The sequence below is a fragment of the Streptomyces sp. NPDC046759 genome (assembly GCF_040645475.1).
GTDB lineage: Bacteria > Actinomycetota > Actinomycetes > Streptomycetales > Streptomycetaceae > Streptomyces.
Genome location: NZ_JBEYYJ010000001.1, coordinates 330239 through 343977, shown reverse-complemented (window position 1 = coordinate 343977; position 13739 = coordinate 330239). Strand labels below are relative to the sequence as shown.

Genomic DNA, 13739 nt, shown 5'->3' with positions numbered 1-13739 from the left:
CCTAGCCGGGAAGGACCACGAAGAGGAGGAAGAGGTCCGTGAGACCGACGGCGCCCAGGACCGTCGCCGCGACGGCGGTCCACAGCCGGCCGATGCCGTGCGCGGCGTAGTGGACGGCCATCGCGCCGAAGGTGACGGCGAAGCCGCCCGCGAGGAGCGACCAGGGGAACAGGAGGAACGTGAGGGTGGGCCAGGCGCTCACGGCGGCGACGGCCCCGAGGACGAGTGCGAGCGGACCGAGCGCGGTGGCGGGTGAGTCACCCGGGTCGGCTGAGCCGGATGCGGTCATGATACGAGTCCCCCTCTTTTTGAACGTGTTCAAGTTCTGGGGAGAGCGTAGCAAGAAGCGGGCCGTCGTCGGGTGGGCTGCCACTTTTGCCTGAGAGGCAAAGAAATTGCCGCTCGGGCAAAAAAGGGGCTGAATGGAGACATGAACGCCTCAGACGCCGGACCCCCGGCGGGTCACGGCGACGAGCTGCCCGCCGTCGCACCACAGCTGCGCTCGCTGCGCCGCCGCGCCGGCCTCACCCTGGAGGCCGCGGCCCGCTCCGCCGGGCTCTCACCCGCCCATCTGTCCCGGCTGGAGACCGGGCATCGGCAGCCGTCGCTGCCGATGCTGCTCTCCCTCGCCCGTATCTACGGTACGACGGTCTCGGAACTCCTCGGCGAGACGGTCGCCGACCGGGACGCGATCGTACGGGCCGGGGACATGGAACCGACCCGGGCGGGCGGCTGGACCTATTTCCAGGCCGGGGCGCCCGGCCGTGGCATGCAGGCCCTGCGCGTCCGCGTGCCGTACGGCACGCAGGGCGACATCGAGCGCGTCCACCCGGGCGAGGAGTGGCTCTACGTCCTCCGGGGCCGGTTGCGGCTGCGCCTCGGTGACACCGTGCATCTGCTCGCGCCCGGCGACAGCGCGCACTTCGATTCCCTCACCCCGCACCGGCTCGCCGCCGAGGATCACGACGGCGTCGAGCTCCTGTTCGTCCACACCCTGCTGCAGAGCCCCACGGCGACGCTGTGCCTGGGCCCGCTGACCGGAGAGCTGCCATGAGCGATCACGAGACGAAGTTCCCCCGCGCCCTGTGGGTCCGCCTGATCATCTACATCGCCGCCGGCCATCTCCTGGCCGCCTTCCTCTTCATGCTGTTCGCGCTCGGCGCCAAGAACTGACGGTCCGGGGCGGTTCGGCCCGGTCAGTCCAGCAGGCGCTCGCGCAGCCCGTCCCGGGCCTGCGCGGTGAGCCCGAGGCCCTGCTCCAGGTAGGTGTCCACCCCGCCCCAGGTCTCCTCGATGGTCGTGAACGCCGCCTGGAGGTACTCGGCGCGGGCGTCGAAGAGCGGGCTGAGCAGTTCCATCACCTCCGGGGTGTACGCCGTGTCCGCGCTGCCGTTGCGGCGGACCTTGTAGCGCCGGTGCTTGGCGTTGGACTCCAGATAGTCGGCGACGATCGCCTCGCGCTCCACGCCCAGGGCGAGGAGCGTGATCGCCATGGAGATGCCGGCGCGGTCCTTGCCCGCCGCGCAGTGCATCAGAGCGGGCACGCTGTCCTCGGCGAGCGCGCGCAGCACCTGGGAGTGCTCGGCGGTGCGCTCCCTGACGATCGTCCGGTACGAAGCGATCATCCGGGCAGCGCCCTTGCCGTCGGCGAGGATCCCGCGCAGCTGGTCGAGGTCGCCGTTGCGGACCATCTCCCAGAACTCGGCGCCGTCCGCCGGGTCGCTCAACGGCAGGTTCACGTTCCGCACGCCGGGCAGCTCGACGTCCGGGCCCTCCAGCTTCTGATCGGCCGCGTTGCGGAAGTCGAAGATCGTGTGCAGGCCCAGGGACGCGAGGAAGGCCGCGTCGTCCTCCGTGGCGTGCGCGAGGTGTCCGCTGCGGAACAGCACGCCGTGGCGCACCCGCAGTCCGTCCACGGTCGGCAGCCCGCCCACGTCACGGAAATTGCGCACTCCGGCCAGTTCCGGCTCGGTCGACGGGACCTGCTGCGTCACGGGGGCTCCTCACGGCTCGGACCCGCCGTCGTGTCTCGCCGACGGGCGCTCCGTCGACCATACGACATCGGTTTCCTCGGGCAAGGAGTTGTCCACAGGCATTGTCACGGAGGGCCCCGGAGCCTAATGATGTTGGCACTTGAGCGGATCTGTTGGCACCTGTGAGGTCTTACGTGGTGGACATCGCCGAAGACGGTCGTACCTGGCTCCTCTCGGGGCCCACCAGCAGCTACGCCCTGCATCTCACCGGCGCGGACGAGCTGCTGCACCTGCACTGGGGGCCTCGCGTCGCCCTCGCCGACGCCGAGGCCCTGGCCGAGGACCCGCTGCCCGGGTACTGGCCCTTCGAGTCCCCGCTCGACGGCCGCGAGGAGTATCCCGTCGAGGGCGGCCCCCGCTTCGTCCGCCCGGCGCTGTCCGTGCGCACCGACGAGCGCCGCGGGACGGAGTGGAGCTTCCGGGCGCATGAGACGGACGGCGACGAGCTGCGGCTGCGCTTCGAGGACGACGGCCTCGCCATCACCCTGCACTACCGGATGTGCGGCGATGTCGTCGAGCGCTGGGTCACCGTGGCGAACGGCACCCACGCGCGCGTGGAGCTGCTGCGGGCCGACGCGGCCACCTGGACCCTGCCCGACCGCGAGGGCTGGCGCCTGTCCCAGCTGCACGGCCGCTGGGCCGCCGAATCCCGTCTGACCGCCGCCCCGCTCACCCACGGCGAGAAGGTGATCGGTAGCCGCCGCGGCCACACCGGCCACCAGCACCTGCCCTGGGTGGCGCTCGACACCGACGCCACCGAGGAGCGCGGCGAGGTCTACGGCTGCGCGCTCGGCTGGTCCGGCTCCTGGCGCATCGCGGTCGCCCAACTCCCCGACGCGCGCGTACAGATCACCGGCGGCGCCGGTTACGACGACTCGGGCCTGCTGCTCCTGCAGCCGGGGGAGTCGTACACCACCCCCGTCTTCGCCGGACTGTGGAGCGACGGCGGATTCGGCGGCGCGAGCCGCGCGTGGCACGCCTACCAGCGCGCGTACGTGATCCCGGACGCCGGCCGGGGCCGTCCGGTGCTGTTCAACTCCTGGGAGGCCACCAACTTCGACATCTCCGAGGAGCAGCAGCTGGCTCTCGCCCGCCGGGCCGCCGAGATCGGCGTGGAGCTGTTCGTGGTGGACGACGGCTGGTTCGGCGCGCGCACCAGCGACCGCGCCGGGCTCGGCGACTGGACGCCCAACCCCGGCCGCTTCCCGCAGGGCCTGAAGCCTCTCGCCGACCAGGTGCACGGCCTCGGCATGCAGTTCGGCATCTGGGTCGAGCCCGAGATGGTGAACCCCGACAGCGACCTGTACCGCGCGCACCCCGACTGGGTGCAGTACCAACCGGGCCGAAAGCGGACGGAACTGCGCAACCAGCTCGTTCTCAACCTCGCCCGCGAGGACGTCCGGGAGTACCTCTGGGCGCAGCTGGACGGCCTGCTCTCCAGCGCCCCGATCGACTATGTGAAGTGGGACTTCAACCGCTGCTTCACCGACGCCGGCTGGCCCGGCGATCCGTACCCTCAGCGCCTGTGGGTCGACCACGTCCGTGCCCTGTACGCCCTGCTGGACCGGCTGCGCGCGGCCCACCCGGGGGTCGCCTTCGAGTCCTGCTCGGGCGGGGGCGGCCGGATCGACCTCGGGGTGCTGAGCCGTACCGACCAGGTGTGGACCTCCGACAACACCGACCCGCTCGACCGGCTGGCCATCCAGCACGGCTTCAGCCAGATCCACCCCGCCCGGGTCATGGCCGCGTGGGTCACGGACAGCCCGAACACCCAGCTCAACGGTCGGGTCAGCACCCTGCGCTTCCGCTTCGTCAGCGCGATGGCGGGCGTTCTCGGGGTCGGCGGGGACCTCACCGAGTGGTCAGCGGAGGAACTGGCCGAGGCGCGGCAATGGGTGGAGCTCTACAAGGAGATCCGTGCGGTCGTCCAGCATGGAGAGCTGTACCGGTTGCGGCCCCCGGCCGGCGGGTTGAGCGCCGTCCAGTACGTCCTGGGGGAGGAGACGGTGGTTCTCGCCTGGCTCCAGGCGCAGAGCTACGGCGAGCCGGTGCCGGCGCTGCGCCTGCGCGGACTGGATCCGACGGCGCTGTACGAACGCCCTGAAACGGGCGAAGTCCACCGTGGGGCGGTCCTGTTGCACCACGGGCTGCGCACCGGACTCGAGGGCGACTTGGACGCGACGGTTCTCCGCCTGCGCCGCATGTGATCCTCCCGCCCTGGGCTACGCACTCAACGCGCCCGGGACCAGGCCTATTCCCGGTTGGCAAACTATTTAAGGGTGTCACATGTCACCGTTCGTCAACCCCTCCTTACGGTCGCGTAGGTCACATCCGAAGGTGAATCATGGTCCGACGTGGCAGACGATTCGAAGAATGACAGCAGATCAGTGATCGGGTCGTACGTGGCGGTGGGGGACAGCTTCACCGAGGGCGTCGGCGACCCCGGGCCGGACGGGGCGTTCGTGGGCTGGGCCGACCGGTTCGCGGTACTGCTCGCCGACCGGCGGCCCGAGGGCGACTTCAAGTACACCAATCTCGCGGTACGCGGGAAACTGCTCGACCAGATCATGCAGGACCAGCTCCCGCAGGCCGTCGAACTCGCCCCGGACCTGGTCTCCTTCTGTGCGGGCGGCAACGACATCATCCGCCCCGGCACCGACCCGGACGAGGTGGCCGAGCGCTTCGAGCGGGCCGTGTCCCGGCTGGCCGAGGCGGCGGGCACCGTCCTGGTGACGACCGGCTTCGACACCCGCGGCGTTCCGGTGCTCAAGCATCTGCGCGGCAAGATCGCCACGTACAACGGGCATGTCCGTGCCATCGCCGACCGGTACGGCTGCCCCGTGCTCGACCTGTGGTCCCTCAAGTCCGTGCAGGACCGCAGGGCCTGGGACAACGACCGGCTGCACCTCTCGCCCGAAGGGCACACGCGCGTGGCCCTGCGCGCCGGCCAGGTCCTCGGCCTGGAGGTCCCGGCCGACCCGGAGCAGCCGTGGCCACCGCAGCCGCCCCGGGGCACCCTGGAGATCCGCCGCGACGACGTCCACTGGGCCCGCGAGTACCTCGTCCCGTGGATCGGCCGCCGACTGCGCGGCGAGTCCTCCGGCGACCACGTCACCGCGAAGGGCACCCTCTCGCCCGACGACATCAAGATGCGGATCGCCTCCGTGGCCTGACGCGCACCCCGTGCCCCGCCCCGCGTACCTCGCGGCGCGGGGCACGGTGCGTCCGGACCGGTGCCGTCCCCCGGGACGGGGAGGCCGCCGACGAGCGGTCCGGAGGCGGTGACTAGCGGTCGGTCAGGGCGCTTCGGTCGAGGCCGAGTTCCCGGGCCAGCGCGTCGTCGACCCACTCCTGGGCGCGGGCCCTCGGCACCGCTCCGGGGTACGACGTCAGCTGGACGGCGAGTCCGTCCAGGAGCGCGGTCAGCCGCAGCGCGGCGCCCGCCGGGTCGGCGCAGGCGAACTCGCCCGCCGCCACGCCCTCGGCGATGACGCCGGCGATCGCGGCCTTCCACTGCTTGTCCAGATCGCGGGTGACCTCCCGCAGGGCCGGCTCGCGCAGGGAAACGGACCAGCCCTCGATCCACAGCCGCCAGCCCTTGGCCTGCCCGGTCGGCGCGTACCAGCGCACCGCCGCCCGCAGCCGGCGCAGCGCTGACGTCCGACGGCCCAGCAGCTTGCGCAGATGCGAGAGATCGTCCTCGGCCGCGTAGGCGAACGCGTCGGCGACCAGCTTCTCCTTCGTCGAGAAGTGGTACAGCACCAGCGCGTTGCTCACCCCGAGCGCCGCGGCCACGTCGGCGATCCTGACCGCCGCCACGCCCCGCGCCTCGATCTGCCCGATGGCGGCCCGCAGCAGCTCCTCCCGCCGCTCGGCCACGCTCAACCGCACTCTCGCCACGCGCTCACCCTACACAGCCGCCCGGACAAGCGCCGACGGCGTCTTGACACCCCTGTGCGGCCGGGGCCACAGTGCCGCACTACTGACTGCTCGTTCAGTCAGTAAGTGGTCCCGCTGCGACAGGCGGCCACTGTGCCATCGCCACCCCCCGCCGCCGTAGGAGTCAGCCCGCGATCGCAGGAGTTCGCCCGTGACCCACGCCCCGACCACCTCCGCGCACGCACAAGGCTCCGACGCGCCCGCTCTCTCCGCGGGCTGGGGCGAGCAGCGCACCCGGCTGGGCAAGGACCTGCGCCGGCCCGACGTGCTGTTCTTCCTCATCTGCACGCTCGTCGGCCTGGACACCATCGGCTCGGTGGCCGCCCAGGGCCCACAGGGCCTGACCTGGATGGCGATCCTCGCGCTCGCGTTCTTCCTGCCGTACGGCCTGCTCGTCGCCGAACTCGGCGCGGCCTTCCCGGTGCAGGGCGGCCCGTACGTGTGGACCCGGCTGGCCTTCGGGCGACTCACGGCCGGCCGGCGACGGGTGGCTCGGGGCGGGGCAGAGCGGGCGGGGCCACCGGGGTCGCGGCGGCGAGCCGTACGGCACCGGTCAGGGCCGTGGCCGCCTGCTCGATGCGCTCGTACACCGGTGTCCCACGCCCGCGCAGGACGGCGAGGGCAGGGGTGTCGCGGGCCATGGTGTGCACGATCAGCGGTCGCCCGGCACGGGCGGCGGCGTCGGCGAGCGCGCCGGCCACCTCGCACTCGTGGGCCGTGCGCTGCGGGCCGGCGCTCGCGTAGTCGCCGAAGTAGCCGGTCAGGACGACGGCGTCGGCCTCCCCGCTGTCCAGCAGCGTTCCCGCCACGCGCGCGTAGCTGCCGAGGTCCGCCTCGCCGGCCCCCGCCAGGTCCACGGGGTTGTGGCAGCCGGCGCCGGGCGGCAGCGCCTCGGCCACGCGGCGTGCCGTGGCGGCCGACAGCTCCGGCACCCCGGCCCCGCGTACCGCGAACGCGTCGGCGGCGAGGGCTCCCTGGCCGCCGCTGTCCCCCACGACCGCGACACGGGGAACCGGCTGTGCCGTCGGCCGACGAGACGGCGCGGCCAGCAGACACAGCGCCGTGTCCACCAGTTCGCCCGCCGAGTCCAGCAGCAGCGCGCCGCTGTCCCGGCAGACGGCCGCCACCGTGTCGTACGGGCTGACCAGCGCGCCGGTGTGGGAGGCTGCCGCACCCGCTGCGGCGGGACTGCGGCCGACCGTGAGCAGCAGCACCGGTTTGCCCGCCGCATGGGCGGCGTTCAGCACCCGGGCCAGCCGGCGGCCGTCGCGGAAGTCCTCCACATAGGCGGCGAGCACCCGGGTGGGCACATGGCCGACGAGCGCCTCCAAGGCCTCCGCCGCGTCGATGTCGCGCTGGTTGCCGAGCGAGACGAACCGGGAGAAGCCCTGTCCCGCGCGGGCGAGCAGTCGCCCGATCTCCAGCGCCAGGTTCCCGCTCTGCGACACCAGCCCCACCGCGCCCGCCGGGAACTCGCCCCAGCTGAGCCGCAGTTCGCTGCCCGTGTCGACCAGGCCCATGCAATTGGGCCCCAGCAGCCGGGCGCCCCGGGAGATCACCTCGCGGGCCAGCGCCCGCTCCTCGGCCGGGTCCCCGCCGGAGGTCACGACGGTGAAGTGGCGGGCACCGGCCGCCAGCCCCTCGGCGACCACGGGCCGCACGTGCGCGAGCGGTACCGCCACCACGACGTGCTCGCAGGCGAGCCCGGCCAGTCCCGCCCGGAACGGCACGCCGTCCAGGCTGCCGCCCCGCCGGTTCACCAGGTGCACCTCCCGTCGCCCCCGTCCCGCCAGCGCCCCCTTGGCCAGCCAGTAGCCCCACTTCCCGGGCTGCGCCGAGGCACCGACGACGGCGACCGAGGCGGGGTCGAAGAGCACGTCGGAGCGCGGTCCACCGGTACCGGCGGGGGAAGGCGGCCGGCCCCGGCCCCTCACCGGTACCACCCGAAGCGGTCCGCGATCACCGGCAGCCGGTCGGTGACCACCGCGTGGGCGGCGGCACGCGGTGACGTGCCGTCGGCGTCCGCGCGGTCGAGCATCAGCCGGACGAGGGCACGCATCGAGCGCCTGATGTACCGGAAGGCCTCCTCCGCGTCGGCGCCGATGTCACCGAACAGGGTCCACCACCACCAGGCGTTCGTACCGGAGTTGACCACCACGTCCGGCAGCACGGTGATCCCGCGCGCGGCCAGCAGCTCCTCCGCCTCCGGCAGCACCGGCATGTTGGCGGCCTCCACGATCCAGCGGGCACGGATCCGCTCCTGGTTGCCGGTGTCGATCGCGTACGACACGGCCGCCGGCACGAGGACCTCCGCATCGGCGGACAGCCAGGCGTCACCGGGCAGTTCGAGGTCACCGGGACGCAGCACCCGGCGGTCGACGGCGCCGTAGCCGTCCCGCGCGGCCAGCAGCGCCTCGACGTCGAGCCCGACCGGATTGGCGATCGTGCCCTTGATGTCGGCGACCGCCACCACCGTCAGCCCCGCGCGCGCGAGGAACCGCGCGGTGGCCCCGCCCATCGTGCCGAGTCCCTGCACGGCCACCCGGGTGCCCTGGTACGGCACGCCCGCCCGGTCCAGCGCCGCGAGCAGTGACTCGGCGACGCCACAGCCGCCGGCCAGCTCGTCCAGGCCGATGCCGTCCACCTCGACCGCGAAGGCGTCCGCGAGCCGCCTGCGGGCCGCCGCCTCGTCGTCCAGCAGCGGGTACACCGCCTGGACGGACGAGACCAGGCCCGCCTCGGCCGCCGCCCGGTCGACCAGACCCTGGGTCAGACCGAGGTCCTCGCCGGTGGTCCAGAAGCTCTCGATGTACGGCCGCATCGCACGCAGATAGCGCACCAGCAGGCCGTACGCCCCCGGGTCCTGGGGATCGCAGTCGATGCCGCCCTTGGCGCCGCCGAGGGGGACATAGCGGGCCTCGGGGTCGTAGTGCAGGGCCTCCTTCATGGTCATGCCGCGGGCGAGCCCCGCCACCTCCTCGAGCGTGCAGCCGGGGCGCATCCGCAGGCCGCCGCTGGCCACGCCCCGCACCAGCCGGTCCACGACCAGGAAGCCCTGGCGGCCGGTGACGTGGTCCGTCCAGACGAGCGACATCAGGGGAGCGGGGGCGGTCATGGGGTCTCCTCGGGGACGGTGATCACGGTGGGACCGGGCCGGTCCAGCGCCTCGGCCAGGGCGCGCGCCAGCGCGGCAGGGCCGCACGCGCGCGTGCCGTGTCCTCCGTAGGCGCGGGCCAGTGCGGGCAGGTCGACCGGCGGCAGATCCACCGCGGTGGGTGCGTCGCCGCGCGCCCGCATCTCGTCGCGGATCTCGCCGTAGCCGCCGTTGTCGAACACCACGACGGGCAGCGGGAGCCGGAGCTGCACGGCGGTCGCCAGTTCCTGCACCGTGAACTGCAGCCCGCCGTCCCCGCTCAGCGCGAGCACCTGCCGGTGCGGCTCGGCGACCTTGGCGCCCAGCGCGGCGGGCAGCGCGTAACCGAGCGTGCCGAAGCCGGTGGGATGCAGATACCGGCCCTCCGGGCCGACGGGGAGGTGGGGGAGGGCGCCGTAGTAGCAGCACTGGGCGCTGTCGGAGGTGATGACGGCGTCCTCGGCCAGCACCTCCCGCACCGCCCGCAGGTACGGGATCCAGCGGGCGTCCCGCGCGGCCGTCCCGGCATCCCGCGCGACGCGCAACGCGGCGACCTCGTCGGCCACGCGCGCGCAGGGGTTGTCGGCGGATCCGGCCACGCCCATGCGGTCGGCCTCGGGGACCGCGCTCGCCCCTGGGGGCGTGGCTTTCCGGGGCCCGTGCGCCTGCCGGTGCTCCGGAAGGCCGGCCAGCAGCGCCTCCAGGGCGAGCCGTGCGTCCGCCACGAGCGGCACGTCCGCCGCCGCGGCCGCGTACATCTGGTCCGGATCGAGGTCGATGCGCACCAGTGTGCCGTCCAGCGGTGGCGGGGCGGTCCAGAAATCGGACTCGGACAGTTCGGTGCCGACGGCGAGGACGACGTCGCGCGTGGCGAGCCATTTCTGCACGGCGGGACTGTGCAGGGACACGCCGAGGGAGAGCGGATGGGTCTCCGCGACGGTGCCCTTGCCGGCCGCCGTGGTCAGGACGGGCGCGCCCAGCCGCTCGGCGAGGGCGCGGCTCAGCGCCTTCGCGCCGACGGCGCCGCCGCCGAGCACCAGGGCGGGCCGGCGGGCACCCCCGAGGACCGTGACGGCCCGCCCCACGGCCTCCGGGTCGGGTGCCGGCCGCGGGGGCCACGGGGCGCACCGGACGGGACCCGGCGCCCCCACGGCCGTCAGCAGGTCCAGCGGCACCTCGATGTGCGCGGGCCGCGGGCGCCGCGTCCGGAACAGGGTGAAGGCCCGGGCCACGGCAGCGTCGATCTCGCCGACCGACGACACCCGGTGACTGAACGCGGCGACCCCGCGCAGGGCGTCGGTCTGGCTGCGCATCTCGTGCAGCGCGCCGGTCGGCAGCCGGGGATGGCCGAGCGGCATACCCGGCGACAGGACCAGCAGCGGCACGCTGTCCGCGTAGGCCTCACCGACGGCGGCCGCCGCGTTCAGCAGAGCGGGCCCGGTCGTGGTCAGCACGACGCCCGGACGGCCCGTCACGCGTGCGTACCCGTCGGCGGCGTACCCGGCACCCTGCTCGTGACGGGTCGTCACATGTGCGATGCCGTAGGCCTGCAGGTGCCGGTACACCTCCAGGTTGTGGGTGCCCGGGATGCCGAAGACCCGGGTCACGCCGTGCGCCCGCAGGGCCCGTACGAGGGCTTCACCGCCGGTCGTGGCGCGATCGGGGCCGCCCTGGGCCACCGGCTCGGCAGGTCCGCGCATCACAGGCTCCGCGCGATGAGGAGCCGCATGATGTCGGAGGTGCCTTCCTCGATCTCCTCCAGCTTGGCGTCCCGCATCCACTGCTCCACCGGGAACTCCCGCGAGTAGCCCCAGCCGCCGAGGGTCTGCACGGCCGCCCAGGTGCAGTACGCGGCCGTCTCCGACGCCGTGAGCTTGGCCATCGCGGCCTCCGCCGTGGCGTCCAGGCCCGCGTCCAGACGGCGGGCGGCCCGCCAGGTCATCAGCCGCGCCTGCTCCACGCGCGTGCGCATGTCGGCGAGACGGAAGGCGACGGCCTGGTGCTCGATGATCGGCTTGCCGAACTCCCGCCGCTCACGGGCGTAGTCGCGCGCGTACTCGTATGCCGACCGGGCCACTCCCGTCGCCGCCGCGCCCAGCACCGTACGGGAGACGTCGAAAGTCCGCATCGGCCCGTGGAATCCCTCGCCCTCGGCGCCGAGCCGGTGTTCCTCGGGCACGAACGCGTCCTCGAAGAAGATCTCCCGGCAGACGATCGCCCGCTGCCCCATCTTGCGCATCGGCTCGCCGAAGGTCATGCCGTCGGTGCCCCTGCGCAGCAGGAACGCGCTGACCCCGCGCGAGCGCCGGGTGGGATCGGTCTTGGCGAAGACCACGTACTGCTCGGACTCGCCCGCGTTCGAGATCCACGCCTTCTGGCCGCCCAGCCGGTAGCCGCCCGCCGTGCGGTGCGCGGTGGTGACGATCGAGGCGGCGTCGGAGCCGGCGCCGGGCTCGGTCGTCGCCAGCGCCGTCATCGGGGTGCCGGGGCCGGTGAGGGGTGTGAGCCACTGCTGTTTCTGCTCCTCGGTGCCGAGCTCCAGCACCGGGTCGGCGAAGAAGCCGTTGGAGCACAGCAGGTTGCCGATGCCCAGGTCGCCCACGCACAGCTCCTCCTGGACCAGGCACTGGGTGAAGACGTCCGTGAAGCCGCCCCCGCCGTACTCCTTCGGCAGCATGAAGCCGGTGATGCCGACCGTGGCGGCCTTGCGCCACAGGTCCCAGGGTGTCTCCACGTCGGCCTCGTCCACGGCACGCGCGCGTGGCCGGATCTCCTCGCGGGCGAAGGCGCGCGCGAGATCGACGACGTCGTGCTGTTCGGGACGGAGCGGGACCAGCTCGGCGGGGAGGTCGGACATGGTGCCTCCAAGGCGGCCGCGGACGATGGTCGGCGCAGGGCGCCGGGCAGCGCTTTACTGAATCGCGAGTCAGTATCGGGAGCGGGTCGGCGCCCTGTCAACGTGCTGAACGAAGGTTCAGTAGCGGCGGTCGGTTCCGCCGCTGCACCCCGGCGGGGCCGGCTTGTCGCAGGGGCCGACCATAATGGGGAACCTCACCCACTCCACCGGGAGGTACCGTGACCGGACTGCGTTCCTCGAGCTCAGGGCTCCGCGCGCTGCGGCCTGCGGCCTTCGGCGCGGACCCGGGAGGCGAGCGCCTGGCACGCATCCGCCGCTCCCCCCACTTCAAGGACGGGGTCTTCCAGAACCCGGGCGGTGCGGCGCGCACCCGGCCCTCCGGTTCCACGCTGGACCTGGCGAAGGTGTTCCTCGACAAGGAGACCCGGCCCCTGCGCGCCCCGAAGGGCACGGTCCCGGTGCATCCCACCACCTTCGCCGACCTCGCCAAGCCGCCCGTCACCGGGCTGCGGCTGACCTGGATGGGGCACTCCAGCGTCCTCGCGGAGATCGACGGCCACCGGGTGCTGTTCGACCCCGTCTGGGGAGAGCGCTGCTCCCCGTTCCCCTTCGCCGGGCCCAGGCGGCTGCACCCCGTGCCGCTGCCGCTGGCCGTGCTCGGCGAGGTCGACGTGGTGGTCATCTCGCACGATCACTACGACCACCTGGACCTGCCCACCGTCAAAGCGCTGGCCGGCACGGACACCGTGTTCGCCGTGCCGCTCGGCGTCGGCGCCCACCTCGAGCACTGGGGCGTCTCCGCGGACCGGCTGCGCGAGCTGGACTGGCACGAGTCGACGCGGGTCGGCGGCCTCACCCTCACCACGACGCCCGCCCGCCACTTCTGCGGCCGCGGCCTGCGCAACACCCAGCACACCCTGTGGGCGTCCTGGGTGGTGTCCGGCGAGGAGCACCGGATCTACCACAGCGGGGACACGGGCTACTTCGAGGGCTTCAGCGACATCGGCGCGGAGCACGGCCCCTTCGACGCCACGATGATCCAGATCGGCGCGTACAGCGAGTTCTGGCCGGACATCCACATGACCCCCGAGGAGGGCCTGCGTGCCCACCTCGACCTGCAGGGCGGGGCACCGCACGGCGCGCTGCTGCCGATCCACTGGGGCACCTTCAACCTCGCCCCGCATCCCTGGGCCGAGCCGGGCGAGTGGACGAAGGAGGCGGCCGAGGAGGCCGGCCAGGCGGTGGCCCTGCCCCGCCCGGGAGAGCCCTTCGAGCCGGCGGGCAAGCTCCCGGCCGAAGCATGGTGGCGCGGTGTTTCGGGGGAGGTCCGGCGCACCTGGCGCTCGGTCGGGGCGTTCGTCGCGGAGCCGCCGAAGCGGGGCTGAGCCCACGCGGCAACCAAGGCCAATGCTGTCACTTTCCGTGAAGTTCAGTGGGTGGCGGCGGCTCCAGGGAGGGCCGGGCCTCCGGCGCCCGCGGGCACGTTGCCGCTTACGGAAAAGATGTCCGACGGGGCGGTGGACCAATGGGGTCCACCGCCCCTCGCTTTCTCTCCTGACCGCTTTTGATCAGGTCATACCGTTCTTTACGTTCCGATCGGAGGGTGTGCGACCGGGTTATCGGTCTGTCGTACGACGCTTCATACCAGAGCGGGACGCTCCACGGGGGACTTTGTCAACTGCCCACCGCACATGATGCGCACGCGACTACTGTGAGTGTCCGTCGCCTCGCGAGGCCGGGTTCGCCGACCCGCGGGCCGACACCGCGATGACGCATG

Annotated in this window: 12 protein-coding genes and 1 pseudogene; 6 read left to right on the top strand and 7 right to left on the bottom strand. The window is 73.1% G+C overall.

From position 1 onward, the window contains the following. Position 1 precedes the first annotated feature (1 nt). Complete coding sequence (locus ABZ919_RS01595; protein WP_361241098.1) at positions 2-289, bottom strand: hypothetical protein; 288 nt, start codon at positions 287-289, stop codon at positions 2-4. 141 nt (positions 290-430) lie between these two features. Here ABZ919_RS01595 and ABZ919_RS01590 point away from each other — a divergent pair, with 141 nt between their 5' ends. Together ABZ919_RS01590 and ABZ919_RS01585 are read left to right on the top strand one after the other, a co-directional pair. Further along, entirely contained in the window at positions 431-1054 is a 624-nt protein-coding gene (locus ABZ919_RS01590; protein WP_361241095.1) for an XRE family transcriptional regulator, read from the top strand. Then, the gene (locus ABZ919_RS01585) at positions 1051-1173 is read left to right on the top strand and encodes a DUF6126 family protein (protein ID WP_361241093.1); all 123 of its coding nucleotides are present in this window, start codon (positions 1051-1053) and stop codon (positions 1171-1173) included. The genes ABZ919_RS01590 and ABZ919_RS01585 overlap by 4 nt, the downstream gene beginning before the upstream one ends. A gap of 23 nt (positions 1174-1196) precedes the next feature. Here the strand turns inward: ABZ919_RS01585 and ABZ919_RS01580 are convergent, their stop codons facing one another. Next, positions 1197-1994: a tyrosine-protein phosphatase gene (locus ABZ919_RS01580; RefSeq protein WP_361241090.1), complete on the bottom strand. Its 798-nt coding sequence runs from the start codon at positions 1992-1994 to the stop codon at positions 1197-1199. Between the two features lie 173 nt (positions 1995-2167). On the opposite strand from ABZ919_RS01580, the gene ABZ919_RS01575 reads away from it, so the two are divergent. Both ABZ919_RS01575 and ABZ919_RS01570 read left to right on the top strand, forming a co-directional pair. Beyond that, a complete protein-coding gene (locus ABZ919_RS01575; RefSeq protein ID WP_361241792.1) occupies positions 2168-4240 on the top strand; it encodes an alpha-galactosidase in 2073 nt (690 codons plus the stop codon). A 180-nt stretch (positions 4241-4420) separates the two neighbouring features. Beyond that, positions 4421-5206, top strand: coding sequence for an SGNH/GDSL hydrolase family protein (locus ABZ919_RS01570; RefSeq protein ID WP_361241789.1), 786 nt, complete (start codon positions 4421-4423; stop codon positions 5204-5206). A gap of 112 nt (positions 5207-5318) precedes the next feature. On the opposite strand, the gene ABZ919_RS01565 is transcribed toward ABZ919_RS01570, so the two are convergent. Beyond that, positions 5319-5933 (bottom strand): TetR/AcrR family transcriptional regulator, encoded by a 615-nt coding sequence (locus ABZ919_RS01565; RefSeq protein ID WP_361241087.1) that lies wholly within the window; start codon positions 5931-5933, stop codon positions 5319-5321. Between the two features lie 190 nt (positions 5934-6123). Between ABZ919_RS01565 and ABZ919_RS01560 the strand changes: the two are divergent. Beyond that, positions 6124-6384 (top strand): annotated as a pseudogene (locus tag ABZ919_RS01560) (APC family permease); the annotation flags it as partial. A gap of 55 nt (positions 6385-6439) precedes the next feature. Here the strand turns inward: ABZ919_RS01560 and ABZ919_RS01555 are convergent. The 4 genes from ABZ919_RS01555 to ABZ919_RS01540 are packed head-to-tail and all read right to left on the bottom strand — an operon-like array spanning position 6440 to position 11962. Further along, positions 6440-7849 carry a CoA-binding protein gene (locus ABZ919_RS01555; RefSeq protein ID WP_361241084.1) on the bottom strand — a complete coding sequence of 470 codons (1410 nt, stop codon included), beginning with the start codon at positions 7847-7849 and terminating at the stop codon, positions 6440-6442. Positions 7850-7902: 53 nt separating this feature from the next. After that, positions 7903-9087 (bottom strand): Glu/Leu/Phe/Val dehydrogenase dimerization domain-containing protein, encoded by a 1185-nt coding sequence (locus ABZ919_RS01550; RefSeq protein ID WP_361241081.1) that lies wholly within the window; start codon positions 9085-9087, stop codon positions 7903-7905. After that, positions 9084-10805, bottom strand: a complete 1722-nt coding sequence (locus ABZ919_RS01545) for a thiamine pyrophosphate-dependent enzyme (RefSeq protein WP_361241078.1) — start codon at positions 10803-10805, stop codon at positions 9084-9086. Before ABZ919_RS01545 ends, ABZ919_RS01550 begins: the two co-directional genes overlap by 4 nt. Continuing rightward, positions 10805-11962, bottom strand: coding sequence for an acyl-CoA dehydrogenase family protein (locus ABZ919_RS01540; RefSeq protein WP_361241075.1), 1158 nt, complete (start codon positions 11960-11962; stop codon positions 10805-10807). Before ABZ919_RS01540 ends, ABZ919_RS01545 begins: the two co-directional genes overlap by 1 nt. 218 nt (positions 11963-12180) lie before the next feature. Between ABZ919_RS01540 and ABZ919_RS01535 the strand changes: the two genes are divergently transcribed. Beyond that, on the top strand, positions 12181-13347 hold the full coding sequence (locus ABZ919_RS01535; RefSeq protein ID WP_361241071.1) for an MBL fold metallo-hydrolase: 1167 nt from the start codon (positions 12181-12183) through the stop codon (positions 13345-13347). Positions 13348-13739: the final 392 nt, after the last annotated feature.

Bases quoted from the DNA above. Each gene is read 5' to 3' on its own strand.
- ABZ919_RS01595 (WP_361241098.1), bottom strand. From the start codon at position 289: ATGACCGCATCCGGCTCAGCCGACCCGGGTGACTCACCCGCCACCGCG.
- ABZ919_RS01590 (WP_361241095.1), top strand. From the start codon at position 431: ATGAACGCCTCAGACGCCGGACCCCCGGCGGGTCACGGCGACGAGCTG.
- ABZ919_RS01585 (WP_361241093.1), top strand. From the start codon at position 1,051: ATGAGCGATCACGAGACGAAGTTCCCCCGCGCCCTGTGGGTCCGCCTG.
- ABZ919_RS01550 (WP_361241081.1), bottom strand. From the start codon at position 9,087: ATGACCGCCCCCGCTCCCCTGATGTCGCTCGTCTGGACGGACCACGTC.
- ABZ919_RS01545 (WP_361241078.1), bottom strand. From the start codon at position 10,805: ATGCGCGGACCTGCCGAGCCGGTGGCCCAGGGCGGCCCCGATCGCGCC.
- ABZ919_RS01540 (WP_361241075.1), bottom strand. From the start codon at position 11,962: ATGTCCGACCTCCCCGCCGAGCTGGTCCCGCTCCGTCCCGAACAGCAC.